The sequence below is a fragment of the Glutamicibacter sp. MOO4 genome, from assembly GCF_056934395.1.
Map to the genome: position 1 here is coordinate 1,668,001 of NZ_CM167800.1, position 14,491 is coordinate 1,682,491.

A 14,491-nucleotide genomic window follows, 5' to 3' on the forward strand; every position below is an offset into this window, starting at 1 on the left:
TGTGGAATAAGTGCCAGCTTAGCCAGGATATGAAACGTCTTGGGCGAAATCATCTAATTCGTGCCACGAATTACCAACACGGGTGTAGAGCTTTTCTTTGGTTTGTGCGTAGACCTCGCGGCCTCCGCCGACTCCGGTGGCAATGCCAATCATTCCCAGCAATAGCTGCAAATGTTCACTTCCACCTTCAAAGGTAATTTGGGCAGCTTCAACGGCCTCGGAATCTTCCAACTTGGCTACGATGATGGAACTATCCGAGTCCCACAGCGCAGTGTTCACCGGAACCTCTGGATAGATTTTCATTGGAGTGTCGGTCAGCCCACGCGGAACACCTTCAGCGTCACGAATAATGCCCGCAACGTAGACGGATGTGGAAGATCCTTCACTGGCCACAATCAATGCACGTGCGCCGTCTCGGGAAATTCGGAAGGAATCGATATTGGCACCTTCAAGCCATGCCACGTCAATCGGACGGGCTTCACCCTTAGTTGCGGTGTCTTCTGGGATTGCCATAATCGGGGTCTTCGCCCCGTTATCGGCAGTCCAGGTCCAGCCTGCGACATCCATTGACGGCTGGATCAAGTCTTGTCCGCTGAGCTCTAGACGAAGTTTGCCTTGGTCGTTAATCCCCCACAGCTGGGTGCGACGGTCATTGAGGAAGGCGTAGCTATTGCCCACAGGAGACATTGCAGGGTCACGCGGATCGTAAGCTGAAACGTCGGGCAGTCCGCCCACAGGAATGATCGAGCGTCCCTTGACGTAGACCAAGTCCTGATCGGAAACACCGATCAACGTATCTTGACTGCTCGGGTTGATCTGTGCCGGCTCGATCTTGGAATCATCAGACGCCAGGTTCACGTCGTTTTCCTCGCGCAGCATCTTGACCGAATCCACGGATGATAGCCCGGTCAGTGTCGCTTCAACCTGTTGTTTCATCAACAACAAAGTGTTGTCTGTGGTTTCGGTAAACGAATCCGAGTTCAAGTCGATAGTGGCTTCACGGTCGCGCACCGGAACGGCGGAGCGCACCAGTTGGCTCGCCGAGGAGAAGGCTGACACCACCGCATTTTGCAGATAAGGGGCTGGGCCTTTGAGCAACGCTTCAACCATGGAGGTGGTGGTTCCTGAGCCCGAGGTGAACCATCGAATGTCCGGGACAAGGTAGGAGTAGCTAGCGTCGTAGAAGTAGAGGCTTTGTGCAGCAAAAATCTTGGTGAAGGTCGAGGCTTCGAGCATGGTGCCGTTAGGCGCTTTGACGATCCGCCATTGATCATCAATCTTGGCTACTTTAATATCTACCGCACGCGTGGTGTGGTTTGGGTAGTTAGTCCGAATACCTTGGGCGTCTACTTCCCCGGTGATCTCTAGCTGAATTGTGTATTGATTCGCGTCGGCACCGTTGACCACGTTGAACGCTTCGTAGATCAAAGTCTGGGTATCGCCACGCCAGGTGTTGCGCAAGTCAGTGCTCATATATTCGCGGGCCACTGCGTAGTCCTCGGCAACTGAGCGGCCAGCTTCAACAAAGCCATCAACAATTTCGCGTGCGTCCGCACCCTCGGCTGGACCTTCGGCCGCGTAGCTGTAACTTTCGCCGCTGGAATCTTCCGCGCCAGCTTCGATTTGCTGGACGCCGGAAGAGCGCGGAATTGCTGCACAACCAGTAAAGGTCATTGCTCCGATGAGCAGCGAAGAAAGAAAGAAGAGGGCTTTGTTTTTCACTAGTTTCTCTCCTTCTTGGACTCCGGGCCGCTGCTTCGAGGATCGGCCACATCGTCGTGTGCTTGTTCATCTTCGGAAGGAAGAATCAACGGTGTGTAACCAATCTTGGGCACCTCGCCAGTCAACGGGAAGCTGTCTCCCGTGGTGTTCAGGATGGCTTCAGATACGGCAGGCTCCAGTGGCAGCGGTGACGAATCAATCTCGTGATCTTCAGACTTGGGAAGCGTCAGGCGGAAGACCGAACCCACGTCGGGCTTGCCCCAAGCTTCCAAGCGGCCCTCGTGCAGTCGAGTATCTTCCATAGAAATCGATAGTCCCAACCCGGAGCCACCGGTGGTGCGGGCACGGGCGGGGTCGGCCCTCCAGAACCGGTCGAATACGTGGAGGCTGGCTTCTGGAGTCATGCCAATTCCATAGTCACGCACGGTCAAGGCTACTGCCGAATGATTTTCAGCAATGGTGACGTCAATTGGATTGCTTTCACCGTGTTCTACAGCGTTGAGCACTAGGTTACGGATAATACGTTCTACACGGCGTGGATCAACTTCAGCTACGCAGCCTTCGGCCGGTGCGCTGAGTCGGATGATCGAACCGTATTCGTCGGCCACCGGCGTCGCAGTATCAACAACTTTGCGTGCAATGGCGTTCAGGTCCGTTGATTCTCGGTCAAGGACCGCAACACCAGCATCAAAGCGTGAGACTTCAAGCAGATCATTAAGCAGGTGCTGGAAGCGCTCAATTTGGTTGTACATCAGCTCAGCAGAGCGTGAAGTTAGTGGATCAAAATCTTCGCGGGCATCGTGAATAACTTCGGCGGCCATGCGCACCGTGGTCAGTGGTGTTCGCAATTCGTGGGACACGTCAGAAACGAAGCGCTGCTGCATGGCGGAGAGATTATTCAGCTGGGTAATCTGCTCCTGCAAAGACTGGGCCATATGGTTGAAGGCTGTGCCCAGTCGGGCAACCTCATCCTTGCCTGCTACCTTCATTCGTCGGTCCAGGTCGCCTGAGGCAATGCGCTCAGAAACGTAGGCGGCATCAGCCACAGGTCGAACGACGGTTCGCGCCACCGACCATGCAACAAAGCCAACTACCACCAGCAAAATAAGGCCGGTGAAAGACAGTGCACGGTTAATGAATTCCAGAGTGTCCTGCACGCTGGAGAGGTCATAGACCAAGTACAGTCCGTACTCGCGGCCTGGCGGAATCAGGACCTTTGTACCAACAACCAACCCTGGCTGCGCCTGGTCAGCACTGCCAAGTTCGACAGAACGCCAGTAGATGCCCTGCTCACCGGCCACACGTTCGGCCAAATCTTGCGGGATAACGCGGGTGGTCAATGACCCTGAAGCCATGGGACCGACGTAGAGACTTTGATCTCCAGCAATTGGCATGAGCACAAAGTCACGCACTACGGTGGCCCCGTCACCTTCGAGGGAGGCCAAGGTGGAATTCACCAAGGCCTGAGTCGAGGCGCGGTCAGTAGTTGACGCAGATTCAAGGATGGAACGGGCCTGAGTCAGGCCGCGCTCAGATTCCTTAGAGATCTGGTTAACTCGCTCATCGTAAAGCGTGGAAGCGATCTGATTAGAAAGGAACGCGCCAGCAGCAAGCAGAGCAAGAGTCGTAAAGAGCAACGTGGAAATAACGGTGCGGTAGATCAGATGCCGCTGCCAGCGCAGCTTCAATTCCGTCCAAGGACGCCGAATCCACGAGCGAAGCTTAGCGACGGTAAAGCGTTTCGGCTTAGAGTGGGCAGACACGTCGAGCGGAACCAACTCTTTACCGGTCGACGTGTGTGAACTCAACTTGCCGAACCCGCCTTATATCCCACCCCGCGTACGGTTTGGATGATCTGAGGCTTCTCTGGATCAATCTCGATCTTTGAACGCAAACGCTGAACGTGAACGTTGACCAAACGGGTGTCTGCTGCGTGGCGGTAACCCCAGACAGCTTCCAACAGCTGTTCGCGGCTAAAGACCTGCTTAGGCTTACGTGCCATGGTGACCAAGAGGTCGAATTCTAGTGGAGTCAATGAAACCGCTTGATTGCCACGGGTCACTTGGTGCCCAGCAACATCAATGGTGACTTCGCCAACCTGCAGCGTTTCAGCTGCGTGGGTTTCATTTGGTCGCAGACGAGCACGCACGCGCGCTACCAATTCTGCTGGCTTAAATGGCTTAGGAACGTAGTCATCCGCGCCCGATTCCAGGCCGCGAACTACGTCAGCGGTGTCGGACTTAGCGGTCAGCATGACCACCGGTACGTCGGACTCAGCACGAATCTGCTTGCAGACCTCAATGCCATCGATGCCCGGGAGCATGAGATCAAGCAGGACTAAGTCTGGGTTAAATTCACGGAAGGCCGCTAAGGCGCCTGAACCCTCATAACAAAATGCGGCGTCAAAGCCATCATTTTGCAAGACGATACCAATCATTTCCGACAATGCTTCATCATCGTCAACGACTAAAATCCGTGCTTTCATCCTTTATCCCCCTGCAACCTAGCTCTGAGGTTTCAACCATCTGTTCAAACCGGGCAGATCAGCATTACCACTCTTTCAAAGATACATGATTTACCGGTAATTTCCGGCTGTGACCGGCAGTGATAACACAATCGATTACGCGTCGACGCGAGTTTGCTCCAACGCTTGGGCATAGGTCGAGAGCTTCTGTAGAGTGTCCACTGCTTCAGAGCTGGAGCACGCACTGAAATCCCCTCTAGGCATCAATGTCAAAGATCCAAGTTGCGCATCGGAGAGTCCCAGCTGGTGCCACGGCCGAAGAATCGAATGCACCGCCTCAACTACGCCAGGGGCCGATAACCTTGGGGTGAGAACTTGCAGGAAGATCTGTCCTGCGCCCTCAACAAATCCGGCGATGCGCTCCCACTTTCGGTGGTTTAGTCCGTGCGGGTCCACAATCATCGCGGTGATGCCAGCCTGGTTCAGCAAATCAATACGCTCAATCCACCGCTCGTCGGCGGTAGGCAGATTAACAACCGGTTGAACGGAAAAGTTCGAGGATTCGTCCGTGAGCACCTTGAGAAATTCTTGGTAGGCGCTACGAACTTCTGAGCCAGGAATTGAACGCAGGGTTCGATAACCACTGGAAGTCTTAATCGTTCCGTCAAGCACGTCACCGATAAGGGATTCGTCTAACTGCACGGTGAAGGATCGCAAAGTGGTAGCTCGGGCGAGCCGCGCTACGTGTTCCCTGACTCCATGGGCGTACGCAGCAATGATGTCACGGCGAGCGCCGTGGTCACTGATCGAGCGTTCCCCATTGCTCAGGTACACGCTGGCCACTAACGACCACGGGCCAAGCACACTGAGCTTGATCCGCTGTGCAGGTTTTTGCTCCGCGCCAAGGACATCTGCCAGCAAGTTTTCGTCGCTGCGCCGAATGCTGCGTGCGCGCCGTGCGTCGATGCCGTCGTTAACTCCGACTCGCCACCCATGGGGCTGCAAGTCAAAACCGAGGTCTGCGAGCAACGTGGCGCTGCGCCCTACCGCGTCTGCCCCTACCCCGCGGTCTACGAGTTGTGGGAGTACAGCGAGGTTGGGTTCGCCCAGTTCCCCGCGCACTACTTCATGTATTTCCAGCGGGTCCGTGCCGGGAAATTGACAGAAGGAGGTGACAAAAACGTCAGTGCGTTGGCCGAGGTGTTCTTCAGGCATCGTTATGTGAGTCAGAAATATTCTGGTGATGGCGGATGACTTCAGAGATCACAAAATTCAGCAATTTCTCTGCGAATTCTGGATCGAGATGCGCTTCAATGGCTAGGGCGCGTAGGCGTTCGATTTGCGCCTTTTCACGATTTGGATCGCTTGGTGGCAGCTTGTGCTCAGCTTTGAGGTGTCCAACGCGCTGGGTTGCTTTGAATCGTTCGGCCAGCAGGTAAACCAACTGTGCGTCGAAGTTATCGATGCTGCCCCGGATGGCGTACAACTCGTCGAGGACTTCACTCTTTACCTCGCCGTGCAACGAGCTGGCGTGCGGGTCGAATGACTCGTGTTGTGCAGGGTTTTTCGGCTCGTTCATGGTCTCAAGTTTACGGGTTCACCTCTCAAAACCACCACAAAGTGACATGCCCCAGCTGCGGCGGGTCGCGCAACTGGGGCATGGGCAAAACTGCCGGGCTACTTGGAGGCTTGGTTTAGTTCCTCAATCAGCGCTCGGCGTTGGGCCTGTTCACGTGGGTCTGGCACAGGAAGTGAAGCAATCAACCGCTGTGTGTATGCGTGCTGAGGTTGCGCCAAGACCTTGGAGCCAAGACCTTCCTCAATCAAGCTACCGCGGTAAAGTACGCCCACCCAGGTAGCCAGCTGATCTACCACTGCCAAGTCATGCGACACAAACAGCGCAGCAAAGCCGAGCTCCGATTGCAGTTCCCTAAAGAGTTCAAGAACCTTGGCCTGCACTGACACGTCCAACGCGCTGGTTGGCTCATCAGCAATCAGAAGCTTTGGATCCAAGGCCAAGGCGCGAGCCAAGGAGGCACGCTGACGCTGACCTCCAGAAAGCTCATGCGGGTAGCGCTGGGCAAAACCTGCGGGAAGCTGTACCGCTTCAAGCAGTTCGTTGACCTTGCTCCTACTTTGGGAAGGATTCAGCTCGCGGTGCACAGCCAGCGGCTCGGCTACACATTCTCCGATGGTCAGATGCGGATTGAAGCTGGCGGCAGGATCCTGGAAGACAAACCCGATCTGCTCGCGCAAGGGTTTGAAGCTACGTTCCTTGAACGATGCCATCTCATAGCCCAGCACCTTCAGGGAACCCGAGCTGATTCGATTCAGACCTGCAATGCTTCGACCGATGGTGGTTTTGCCAGATCCGGATTCACCCACAAGGCCATAAACCTCGCCTGCGTGAATTTTCAGGTCAACATCTTTGACCGCGGTGAAACCTGGTGAGCCAAAGCGACCCGGGAAATGCACCCCTAGCCCTTGAGCTTCAACAATGACTGGCGCGTCCTGGTGCGGACGCTGGGTCAGCGCAGCCGAAGCGCTGTCTCTGCCTAGGTGAGGCACAGCAGCCAACAGTGCTTTGGTGTAGTCCTCTTGTGGGCGTTCAAACAGCTCCAGGGCCGGAGCTTGTTCGACAATCTTTCCCTGGTTCATCACCACAACTCGGTCAGCGATGTCAGCTACCACGCCCATATTGTGCGTGATGATGACAATGGCGGTACCCAGTTCTTCGCGCAAGTCTCGCAATAAGGAGAGAATCTCGGCCTGTACCGTAACGTCCAACGCTGTGGTTGGCTCATCGGCGACAATCAGTTTTGGCTTTAGCGCCAGTGCCGCTGCAATGACCACACGTTGTTTTTGACCACCGGAGAATTGGTGCGGGTAGTAATTCACGCGCTGCTCTGGATCCGGAATACCCACCTGAGCCATCGCTTCAATCGCGCGCGTCTTGGCTTCCTTCTTGGAAATCTTGTTGTGGGTACGAATCCCCTCCATGATCTGCCAACCCACGGTGTACACCGGGTTCAGTGCCGTGGAAGGTTCCTGGAAGACCATCGCGACGTCGCGTCCGCGCACTGCACGTAGCTCATGCCCACCAAGGGTGAGCATGTTCTTTCCGTTCAGGTACACCGCGCCACGGGCTGCACCGTTTTCGGCCATGATTCCCAGCGCGGTGCGAGCGGTCACGGACTTGCCTGAACCGGACTCGCCCACAATAGCCAGGATCTCCCCTGCCTTGACGTGCAGGTCCACGCCGCGCACGGCTGGAACTGCTCCTGCGTCGGTGACAAAGTCAATGTTCAGGCCCTGAATGCTCAGTACGTTCTCGGCGTCATTACTCGACGGCGAAGCTGCAGAACTGTGTTTCACTTGCTTGCTCCTGCCTGTGCGGACTGGGTAATTCGCTTTGCCTTTTTACGGCTGAAGCGCCGCAAACGCGGATCGTTGAGATCATTCATGGATTCACCAACCAAGGTCAGGCCCATCACGGTGAGTACGATGGCCAGGCCTGGGAACATTCCAGTCCACCAAATACCACTGGTCGCATCGGACATCGCGCGGTTCAGGTCATAGCCCCACTCGGAGGCGGCGGTCGGTTCGATACCAAAGCCCAAGAAGCCCAACCCGGCGAGGGTCAGCAGTGCTTCGGTAGCGTTCAGAGTGAAGATCAATGGCAGGGTACGGGTGGCGTTACGCAGTAGGTGGGTAAACATCACCCGCCATGGGCTTGCGCCAATAACCTGTGCGGATTCCACAAATGGTTCTGCCTTCAGACGCATCACTTCGGCTCGGACCACACGGAAGTACTGAGGAATGAATACGACAGTAATGGATATTGCTGCTGCCATAATGCCGCCAAAGAGCGAGGATTGCCCTTGCGAAATCACAATGGACATCACGATGGCCAGCAGCAGTGAGGGGAACGCGTAGATAGCGTCTGCAAGGACCACCATGATGCGATCAAACCAGCCACCGAGGTAGCCGGAAATAAGTCCCAGCAGTACGCCGATGAACAAAGACATGACTACTGCGGCCAGGATGACCCAGATTGCAGTTTGTGCACCGAACAGGGTGCGTGAGAAGACGTCGTACCCAGTGGAAGTGGTCCCCCAAAGGAACTTTGCGTCCGGGGCAGCTTGGCGTGGGAAGTCACCAGATGCATCTGAGGACTGGGCAAAGCCAAATGGTGCCAGCAGTGGAGCCAAGAGCGCGCTGAGAATGAATACTGCGCACAGTACAAGACCAGCCACGAGCATGCCACGTTGAAGTCCAGAGGACATACGCAGGTGTGAAATGACCGGTAATGATTTGAACCGTGAGCCGGCGGAGCTAGGCAAAGTTGGTGTAGTCATGTTTAGTACCTGACTCTCGGGTCGATCAATGCAGCCACAACGTCAACAATAAAGTTGGTCACGGCAACGATTATGGCCAGTAGCACCACGATGCCCTGCACTGCCACGAAGTCACGGGCGGTGAGGTATTCGGCGAGCTTGAAGCCCAGGCCGGACCATTCAAAGGTGGTTTCGGTCAGTACCGCGCCACCGAGGAGCATGGCAATTTGCAGGCCCATCACGGTGATAATCGGAATCAGTGCTGGGCGGTAGGCGTGCTTGGTGGTCAGACGGAATTCGCTAACACCGCGGGAACGTCCAGCTTCAACGTACTCACGTCCCAAGGTTCCGATGGCGTTGGTGCGTACCAGGCGCAAGAACACGCCGCCAGTGAGCAGACCCAATGCCAGGGCAGGAAGCAACGCGTGCATGGCGACGTTCCAGAACGCTTCCATATTTCCGCTGCGCAGGGCATCTAGCCAGTAAATGCCTGACGGGCTCTGCAAACCGGTGAGGGTTAGTTCGGTTTCCCAGTCGGCGCGTCCGCTAATTGGCAACCAGCCCAGCCACACACCAAATACAAGTTTGAGGATCAGACCTGCAAAGAACACAGGGGTTGCGTAGCCAAGAATCGCTAGGATGCGCAAGATGGCATCTGGGTAGCGGTCGCGGAATTTAGCCGCAACTAGTCCCAGTGGGATACCAACAAGCAGGGCTACAATCACTGCGTTGATGGCCAGCTCCAGGGTCGCTGCCCCGTAGGTGGTCAGTACTTCGGTGACGGCGCGGTTATCGCTCAACGTACGACCCAAGTCGCCGGTGAAGATCTGCCCGAGGTACTCAAAGTACTGAATCAGCATTGGTCGGTCGTAACCGGCTTCATGGATTCTGGCGGCCAGCTGGTCTGGGGTCAAGCGTCCACCCATAGCTGCAGTGATCGGATCTCCGGTCACGCGCATGAGGAAAAAGACCACTGTGATGAGGATGAAAACAGTGGGAATAATCAGCAAGAATCGGGTGATCAGGTAACGGAGGAATCCGCCGCCCTGGCTCTTGGCTTTAGGTGCTGCTATCGGGCTAACTTCTTGCCCGGGTGGTGACGTGATAGTCATCGTCAGTCCTTATGGTTCAGGATGCGTGGCATGAGCCCAGTACTGGGTGTTATCTGGGAACATGCCAAGGGGATCTAACCTGCGCTGGTACTCACGCACACGTCAGATCCCCTTCGATTTGATGTTTTTGAGCAGAGCTAAATTACTTGCTCAGTACGCCTAGACGGAACTTGAATGAGGCATCCAAAGTCTTGTCCACGTCCTTGACGTCCTTGCCAGCAATGGCAACCTGGGAACCCTGCAACAGTGGCAGTGTCGACAGGTCTTCAGCCACCATGGTCTGCAACTTCTCAATTGCTTCGGTGCGCTTAGCCGCATCGGTCATGCCACGCTGATCTGAAATCAACTTGTCGACCTCTGGGTTGTCGTAGTTGTTCGACAGGAAGTTGTCCTTGGCGAAGAACGGCGACAGGTAGTTATCGGCATCCGAGTAATCCGGCATCCAACCCAGCTGGTAGGCAGGGTAGTCGGTGACGCGCTGCTTCTGGTAGGTCACCCATTCGGTGGACTTCAAATCAACGTCAAACAGACCGTCGGCTTCAAGCTGCTTTTCAACCAATGCGTATTCATCACCGGAGTTTGGACCGTAGTGATCTGGGTTGTACTGCAAGGCAAGCTTGACTGGAGTCTTGACCCCTGCGTCTTCAAGAACCTTCTTAGCCTTGGCTGCATCTGGCTTGCCGTCGGTGCCGTACAGATCCTTCAGCGGCTCGGCAGCTCCGGTGAATCCCTGCGGAACATATGAATACGCAGGGGTGAAGGTGTTCTTGTAGACGTTTTTTGCAATGGCTTCACGGTCTACCAGGTGAGCAGCGGCCTGGCGCACAGCCAAAGACTTCTTCTCATCGGCGTCACTGGTCTTGGCACCATATGGCATGGTGTCGAAGTTGAAGACGATGTAGCGCAGTTCGCCACCTGGACCCTTATGAACGGTCAGCTTCTCGTCCTTGCCGAGGTCTTCGATGTCAGTTGGGGTCAGTGAACGCCATGCGACGTCAATCTTGCCCTGCTGAACTTCGAGCTTCAGGTTATTGGCATCCGCGTAGTACTTGATCGCAGCCTTGTCGTTGGCTGGCTTGCCCAAGACACCTGCGTAGGAATCATTGGCGCTGAAGGAGATCAGGTTGTTCTTGTTGTACGAATCAATCACGTACTGGCCACCGAAGGCCTTGCCTTCAACGATCTTCTGGTCATCCAGAACCTTGTCGGCTGGGAAGACTTCGTCATCAATAATCGGTCCAGCCGGTGAAGTCAAAACCTGTGGGAATGTCTGGTCATTAGCAACCTTGAGCTTGAAGACCACAGTGCTGGCGTCAGGTGCCGTAATGGAGTCAACGTTGCCCAGTAGCGAGGATGGTCCGTTTGGATCTGCGATCTTGAGCTGGCGATCGAAGCTGAACTTTACGTCCTTGGAATCCAGGTCGTGTCCGTTGGCCCACTTCAAACCAGTCTTGAGCTTGACCGTGTACTCGGTAGAAGTGGTGAATTCTGCCGACTCAGCCAGGGAGTTGGATGGATCTGGGCTGCCAGGCTCGGAATTCAACAGGAACGGGAAAATCTGGTTCATGACCATGAACGAACCGCTGTCATAAGATGCTGCTGGATCCAGGGAGGTCACTTTATCGGTGGTTCCTAGAGTGATGGGGGCGCTAGTCTTGCCCGAGTCACCGGAGTTGCTGTCTTCTGCGGCTGAGGTGCAACCGGTCAGAGCTAGGGCAGAAATACCCACAACGGCTGCTGCGAGTCGCAGTCCGTTCTTTGTGCGAGTCATGAAAGGTCCTTTTCTAGGTACACGCATGTGCGGTGATGATTAACACATGTTTCACATATCCTAAGTGATGCACCGCACCAAATACGAACAAAACCTACGGTTACCGGCCAGATTTGCGTCTGGCAACGGATCAATATGTGCTTGAGACCACGGCGTTTTGCACGGTTTGATGCTCCTAGAAAAAATTCTTCCCACCAGAAATCTTTGGTGACATAAGCTAGATGTCAATGATGACTCGTAGAGACGCGGCAATCGCGTTAGATATCCCTGTAGAGATGGCCAAGCGCCATGGAGTTCCGTCGCGGATGACCGAAGCGGAATTCCGAGAGTTGAACACCAATCCACCGGCGTGGCTGGCTCAATCGCGCGAAAACCGCACCGGCAAGCGTCCGGTGTGGATCCATCTGGTCTGCGCAGTATGTGGATTCAGTGAATACGAGCGCCCCAAAAAGTGGTGGCCTACCTTTGACTTTGTCCATTGCCACATCCACTCCCCAGCTCAGCTTCCCAAACTAGAAGCCGGTAAGACTCGCGTGGAGTACCAAGACATTTCCGCCCACATGTTTGGCATTGTTGACGAAGGCTAAGCACAGAATGAACTACTAGCCGCCAATTGGGTAGCTAGTTGTTTTTGGGTAAAAAAATCCTCGCCCTCTCAGATTTTTGCATCTGGAAGGCGAGGATTTTGTCTTTGAACTAGTTGACCTTTTCAGAATCCCACGCACTGGAACGGGCCGAATCAAGGGTCGCCTGGCCTAACACTCGACTGCCCTGGTAAACGACCATGGTCTGGCCCGGTGCCACGCCACGCATGCCCTCAGGCAAGTTGACTACGAGCTCGTCGCGTCCTTCGGCGGAACGCTCCATATGCGCTACTGCCTCGACTGGGTCGCCGTGGGCACGCACCTGAACCATGCAGTCAAACTTTTCGCCGGTGAAGACCTCAGCGATCGGAACACCTGCCCAAGAGATCCTGATTCCGCGCAGCTGATCTACCGCCAGCAATGCTTCAGGACCGACGATAACTTTGTTTTCCTTCGGACGGATTTCGAGCACAAAGCGCGGCTTACCATCGGCTGCCGGACGGCCCAAGCGCAGACCCTTGCGCTGACCCACAGTGAACGCCTGTGCGCCTTCGTGCTCACCCAGGGCATTGCCCTCATGGTCAACAATTTCGCCGGGCTTCATTTCGATTCGCTCAGCAAGCCATCCGCGGGTGTCGCCATCAGGAATGAAGCAGATGTCGTAGCTATCTGGCTTATTAGCCACGGTCAGTCCGCGAGCAGCTGCCTCGGCACGTACTTCAGCTTTAGATGGAGTTTCTGCCAGTGGGAACATGCAGTGCTCAAGTTGTTCATGAGTCAGCACACCCAGTACGTAGGACTGATCCTTAGCCCAATCGGCGGCACGGTGTAGTTCTGGTGCACCGTTGTCATCACGCAATACCTTGGCGTAGTGACCGGTGCATACTGCGTCAAAGCCTAGAGCTAGTGCTTTTTCAAGCAGGGCAGCAAACTTGATCTTCTCGTTGCAACGCATACAAGGGTTTGGGGTGCGCCCTGCCTCGTATTCGTCAACGAAGTCCTGAACCACGTCTTCGGCGAACCTGTCGGAGAAGTCCCACACGTAGAACGGGATCCCCAGCTTGTCGCAGGCACGCCATGCGTCGTTAGAGTCTTCCACCGTGCAGCAACCGCGCGAACCGGTACGCAGGGTTCCTGGCATGCGTGAGAGGGCTAGGTGGACACCGACGACATCATGGCCGGCTTCAACTGCGCGAGCTGCGGCAACCGCCGAGTCCACGCCTCCGGACATCGCTGCTAGTACCTTCATCGTGTAAACCCTGTTCCTGCCGTGTGGATGCTGCTTTCATCGGCTGCCATGCCAGCCTTCTTTGCCTTTGCATACGCTTCTGGCAAAGCTTCTATTAATGCGTCAACGTCTGCGCGCGTGGATGTATGCCCCAATGTGAAGCGTTGCACACTGCGAGCGCTGCGCGCATCTCGTCCCATAGCCAGCAAAACATGAGAAGGCTGTGGAACGCCAGCGGTACATGCCGAGCCGGTCGACGAAGCGATACCCACCATGTCCAAGAGGAAGAGCAATGAATCTCCCTCACATTCAGGGAAAGTGAAATGCAGATTTCCAGGCAACCGGGTGCCCTCGTTGGCCGCATCACGTGGTCCGTTGAACTGTGCCTCAGGAATCAACTGCGTAATGCGCTGTACCGCGTATTCGCGCAATTGACTCAATCGTTGGGCTTCGTCACCAAGCTGTGCACGCACGGCGTTGGCCGCTGCGGCAAATCCTGCGGCGCTGGCCGCATTCAACGTCCCGGAACGAAGCTTTCGTTCATGACCACCGCCGTGCTGTACCGGGGTGAGAACAATGTCGCGACGTACCATCAGCCCACCGATGCCTACCGGCCCACCAATCTTGTGCGCACTAATGGCCATGGTCGCTAGGTTTGACTTGGCGAACTCCACTTGAACTGCGCCGAATGCCTGTACCGCATCTGAGTGAACCGGAATGCCGTACTGAGCAGCCAGGGCGGCAAAGGCCGCCACCGGCTGTACGGTACCCACTTCGTTATTGGCCCACATCAATGTCGCTACAGCGATGTGTTCATGGTGTTCAGCAAATAGTGCAGCCGCCGCTTCAAGATCAATAACCCCGTCGTGGTCTACCGGCAGCCAGAGCAGCGTTGCGTTGTCGTGCTCTTCTAACCACATTGCAGTATCAAGTACTGCGTGGTGCTCAATACCGGTCAAGGCAATTGTGCGCGCTTGATCGTTTTTTGCCACACGATTCCAAAACAGTCCCTTGATGGCAAGGTTGTCTGATTCGGTGCCGCCTGAAGTAAAAATGAGCTCACTGGGGTGAGCGCCGGCAGCAGTCGCGACCGCTTGGCGTGATTCATCAACTACACGGTTGGCGCTACGGCCTGCCCCATGCAGTGACGAAGGGTTGCCAGTACGCGAGTATTGTTCGGTGATGGCAGCCAAGGCTGCCGGATTTAGATCAGTAGTTGCCGCATGATCCAGGTAAACGGCGGAAGTATTCATAGCTCTTTAATGGTACGGCT

At 55.4% G+C, this 14,491-nt stretch carries 12 protein-coding genes; 1 reads left to right on the forward strand and 11 read right to left on the reverse strand.

Annotated features, from left to right (window positions below; translation table 11 throughout):
- Positions 1-18 precede the first annotated feature (18 nt).
- The 9 genes from AC1Z3F_RS07720 to AC1Z3F_RS07760 form a co-directional block, all read right to left on the reverse strand.
- Positions 19-1,722, reverse strand: coding sequence for an LpqB family beta-propeller domain-containing protein (locus AC1Z3F_RS07720; protein WP_483566904.1), 1,704 nt, complete (start codon positions 1,720-1,722; stop codon positions 19-21).
- Positions 1,722-3,530 carry an MtrAB system histidine kinase MtrB gene (mtrB, locus tag AC1Z3F_RS07725; RefSeq protein ID WP_262197403.1) on the reverse strand — a complete coding sequence of 603 codons (1,809 nt, stop codon included), beginning with the start codon at positions 3,528-3,530 and terminating at the stop codon, positions 1,722-1,724. The genes AC1Z3F_RS07720 and mtrB overlap by 1 nt, the downstream gene beginning before the upstream one ends.
- Positions 3,527-4,207, reverse strand: coding sequence for an MtrAB system response regulator MtrA (mtrA, locus tag AC1Z3F_RS07730; RefSeq protein WP_131088585.1), 681 nt, complete (start codon positions 4,205-4,207; stop codon positions 3,527-3,529). The genes mtrB and mtrA overlap by 4 nt, the downstream gene beginning before the upstream one ends.
- Before the next feature lie 135 nt (positions 4,208-4,342).
- Positions 4,343-5,401: a uroporphyrinogen decarboxylase/cobalamine-independent methonine synthase family protein gene (locus AC1Z3F_RS07735; RefSeq protein WP_483566905.1), complete on the reverse strand. Its 1,059-nt coding sequence runs from the start codon at positions 5,399-5,401 to the stop codon at positions 4,343-4,345.
- A complete protein-coding gene (locus AC1Z3F_RS07740) occupies positions 5,394-5,765 on the reverse strand; it encodes a chorismate mutase (RefSeq protein ID WP_483566906.1) in 372 nt (123 codons plus the stop codon). Before AC1Z3F_RS07740 ends, AC1Z3F_RS07735 begins: the two co-directional genes overlap by 8 nt.
- Before the next feature lie 98 nt (positions 5,766-5,863).
- The gene (locus AC1Z3F_RS07745; protein ID WP_483566907.1) at positions 5,864-7,561 is read right to left on the reverse strand and encodes an ABC transporter ATP-binding protein; all 1,698 of its coding nucleotides are present in this window, start codon (positions 7,559-7,561) and stop codon (positions 5,864-5,866) included.
- On the reverse strand, positions 7,558-8,544 hold the full coding sequence (locus AC1Z3F_RS07750) for an ABC transporter permease (protein WP_131088589.1): 987 nt from the start codon (positions 8,542-8,544) through the stop codon (positions 7,558-7,560). Before AC1Z3F_RS07750 ends, AC1Z3F_RS07745 begins: the two co-directional genes overlap by 4 nt.
- Positions 8,545-8,546: 2 nt before the next feature.
- Positions 8,547-9,635 carry an ABC transporter permease gene (locus tag AC1Z3F_RS07755; protein ID WP_131088590.1) on the reverse strand — a complete coding sequence of 363 codons (1,089 nt, stop codon included), beginning with the start codon at positions 9,633-9,635 and terminating at the stop codon, positions 8,547-8,549.
- A gap of 142 nt (positions 9,636-9,777) precedes the next feature.
- A complete protein-coding gene (locus tag AC1Z3F_RS07760; RefSeq protein ID WP_483566908.1) occupies positions 9,778-11,406 on the reverse strand; it encodes an ABC transporter substrate-binding protein in 1,629 nt (542 codons plus the stop codon).
- A 227-nt stretch (positions 11,407-11,633) separates the two neighbouring features.
- Here AC1Z3F_RS07760 and AC1Z3F_RS07765 point away from each other — a divergent pair, with 227 nt between their 5' ends.
- The gene (locus tag AC1Z3F_RS07765) at positions 11,634-11,993 is read left to right on the forward strand and encodes a hypothetical protein (RefSeq protein ID WP_131088592.1); all 360 of its coding nucleotides are present in this window, start codon (positions 11,634-11,636) and stop codon (positions 11,991-11,993) included.
- 109 nt (positions 11,994-12,102) lie between these two features.
- Here AC1Z3F_RS07765 and mnmA read toward each other — a convergent pair whose 3' ends face one another.
- A complete protein-coding gene (gene mnmA, locus AC1Z3F_RS07770) occupies positions 12,103-13,239 on the reverse strand; it encodes a tRNA 2-thiouridine(34) synthase MnmA (protein WP_131088593.1) in 1,137 nt (378 codons plus the stop codon).
- Positions 13,236-14,471: a cysteine desulfurase family protein gene (locus AC1Z3F_RS07775; RefSeq protein ID WP_483566909.1), complete on the reverse strand. Its 1,236-nt coding sequence runs from the start codon at positions 14,469-14,471 to the stop codon at positions 13,236-13,238. The genes mnmA and AC1Z3F_RS07775 overlap by 4 nt, the downstream gene beginning before the upstream one ends.
- Between the last annotated feature and the right edge of the window lie 20 nt (positions 14,472-14,491).

What these genes read in the sequence shown, in the direction of transcription:
- AC1Z3F_RS07765 (WP_131088592.1), top strand. Translation starts at nt 11,634, where the DNA reads ATGATGACTCGTAGAGACGCGGCAATCGCGTTAGATATCCCTGTAGAG.
- AC1Z3F_RS07750 (WP_131088589.1), bottom strand. Translation starts at nt 8,544, where the DNA reads ATGACTACACCAACTTTGCCTAGCTCCGCCGGCTCACGGTTCAAATCA.
- AC1Z3F_RS07755 (WP_131088590.1), bottom strand. Translation starts at nt 9,635, where the DNA reads ATGACTATCACGTCACCACCCGGGCAAGAAGTTAGCCCGATAGCAGCA.
- AC1Z3F_RS07740 (WP_483566906.1), bottom strand. Translation starts at nt 5,765, where the DNA reads ATGAACGAGCCGAAAAACCCTGCACAACACGAGTCATTCGACCCGCAC.
- mnmA (WP_131088593.1), bottom strand. Translation starts at nt 13,239, where the DNA reads ATGAAGGTACTAGCAGCGATGTCCGGAGGCGTGGACTCGGCGGTTGCC.
- AC1Z3F_RS07735 (WP_483566905.1), bottom strand. Translation starts at nt 5,401, where the DNA reads ATGCCTGAAGAACACCTCGGCCAACGCACTGACGTTTTTGTCACCTCC.
- AC1Z3F_RS07760 (WP_483566908.1), bottom strand. Translation starts at nt 11,406, where the DNA reads ATGACTCGCACAAAGAACGGACTGCGACTCGCAGCAGCCGTTGTGGGT.
- mtrA (WP_131088585.1), bottom strand. Translation starts at nt 4,207, where the DNA reads ATGAAAGCACGGATTTTAGTCGTTGACGATGATGAAGCATTGTCGGAA.
- AC1Z3F_RS07775 (WP_483566909.1), bottom strand. Translation starts at nt 14,471, where the DNA reads ATGAATACTTCCGCCGTTTACCTGGATCATGCGGCAACTACTGATCTA.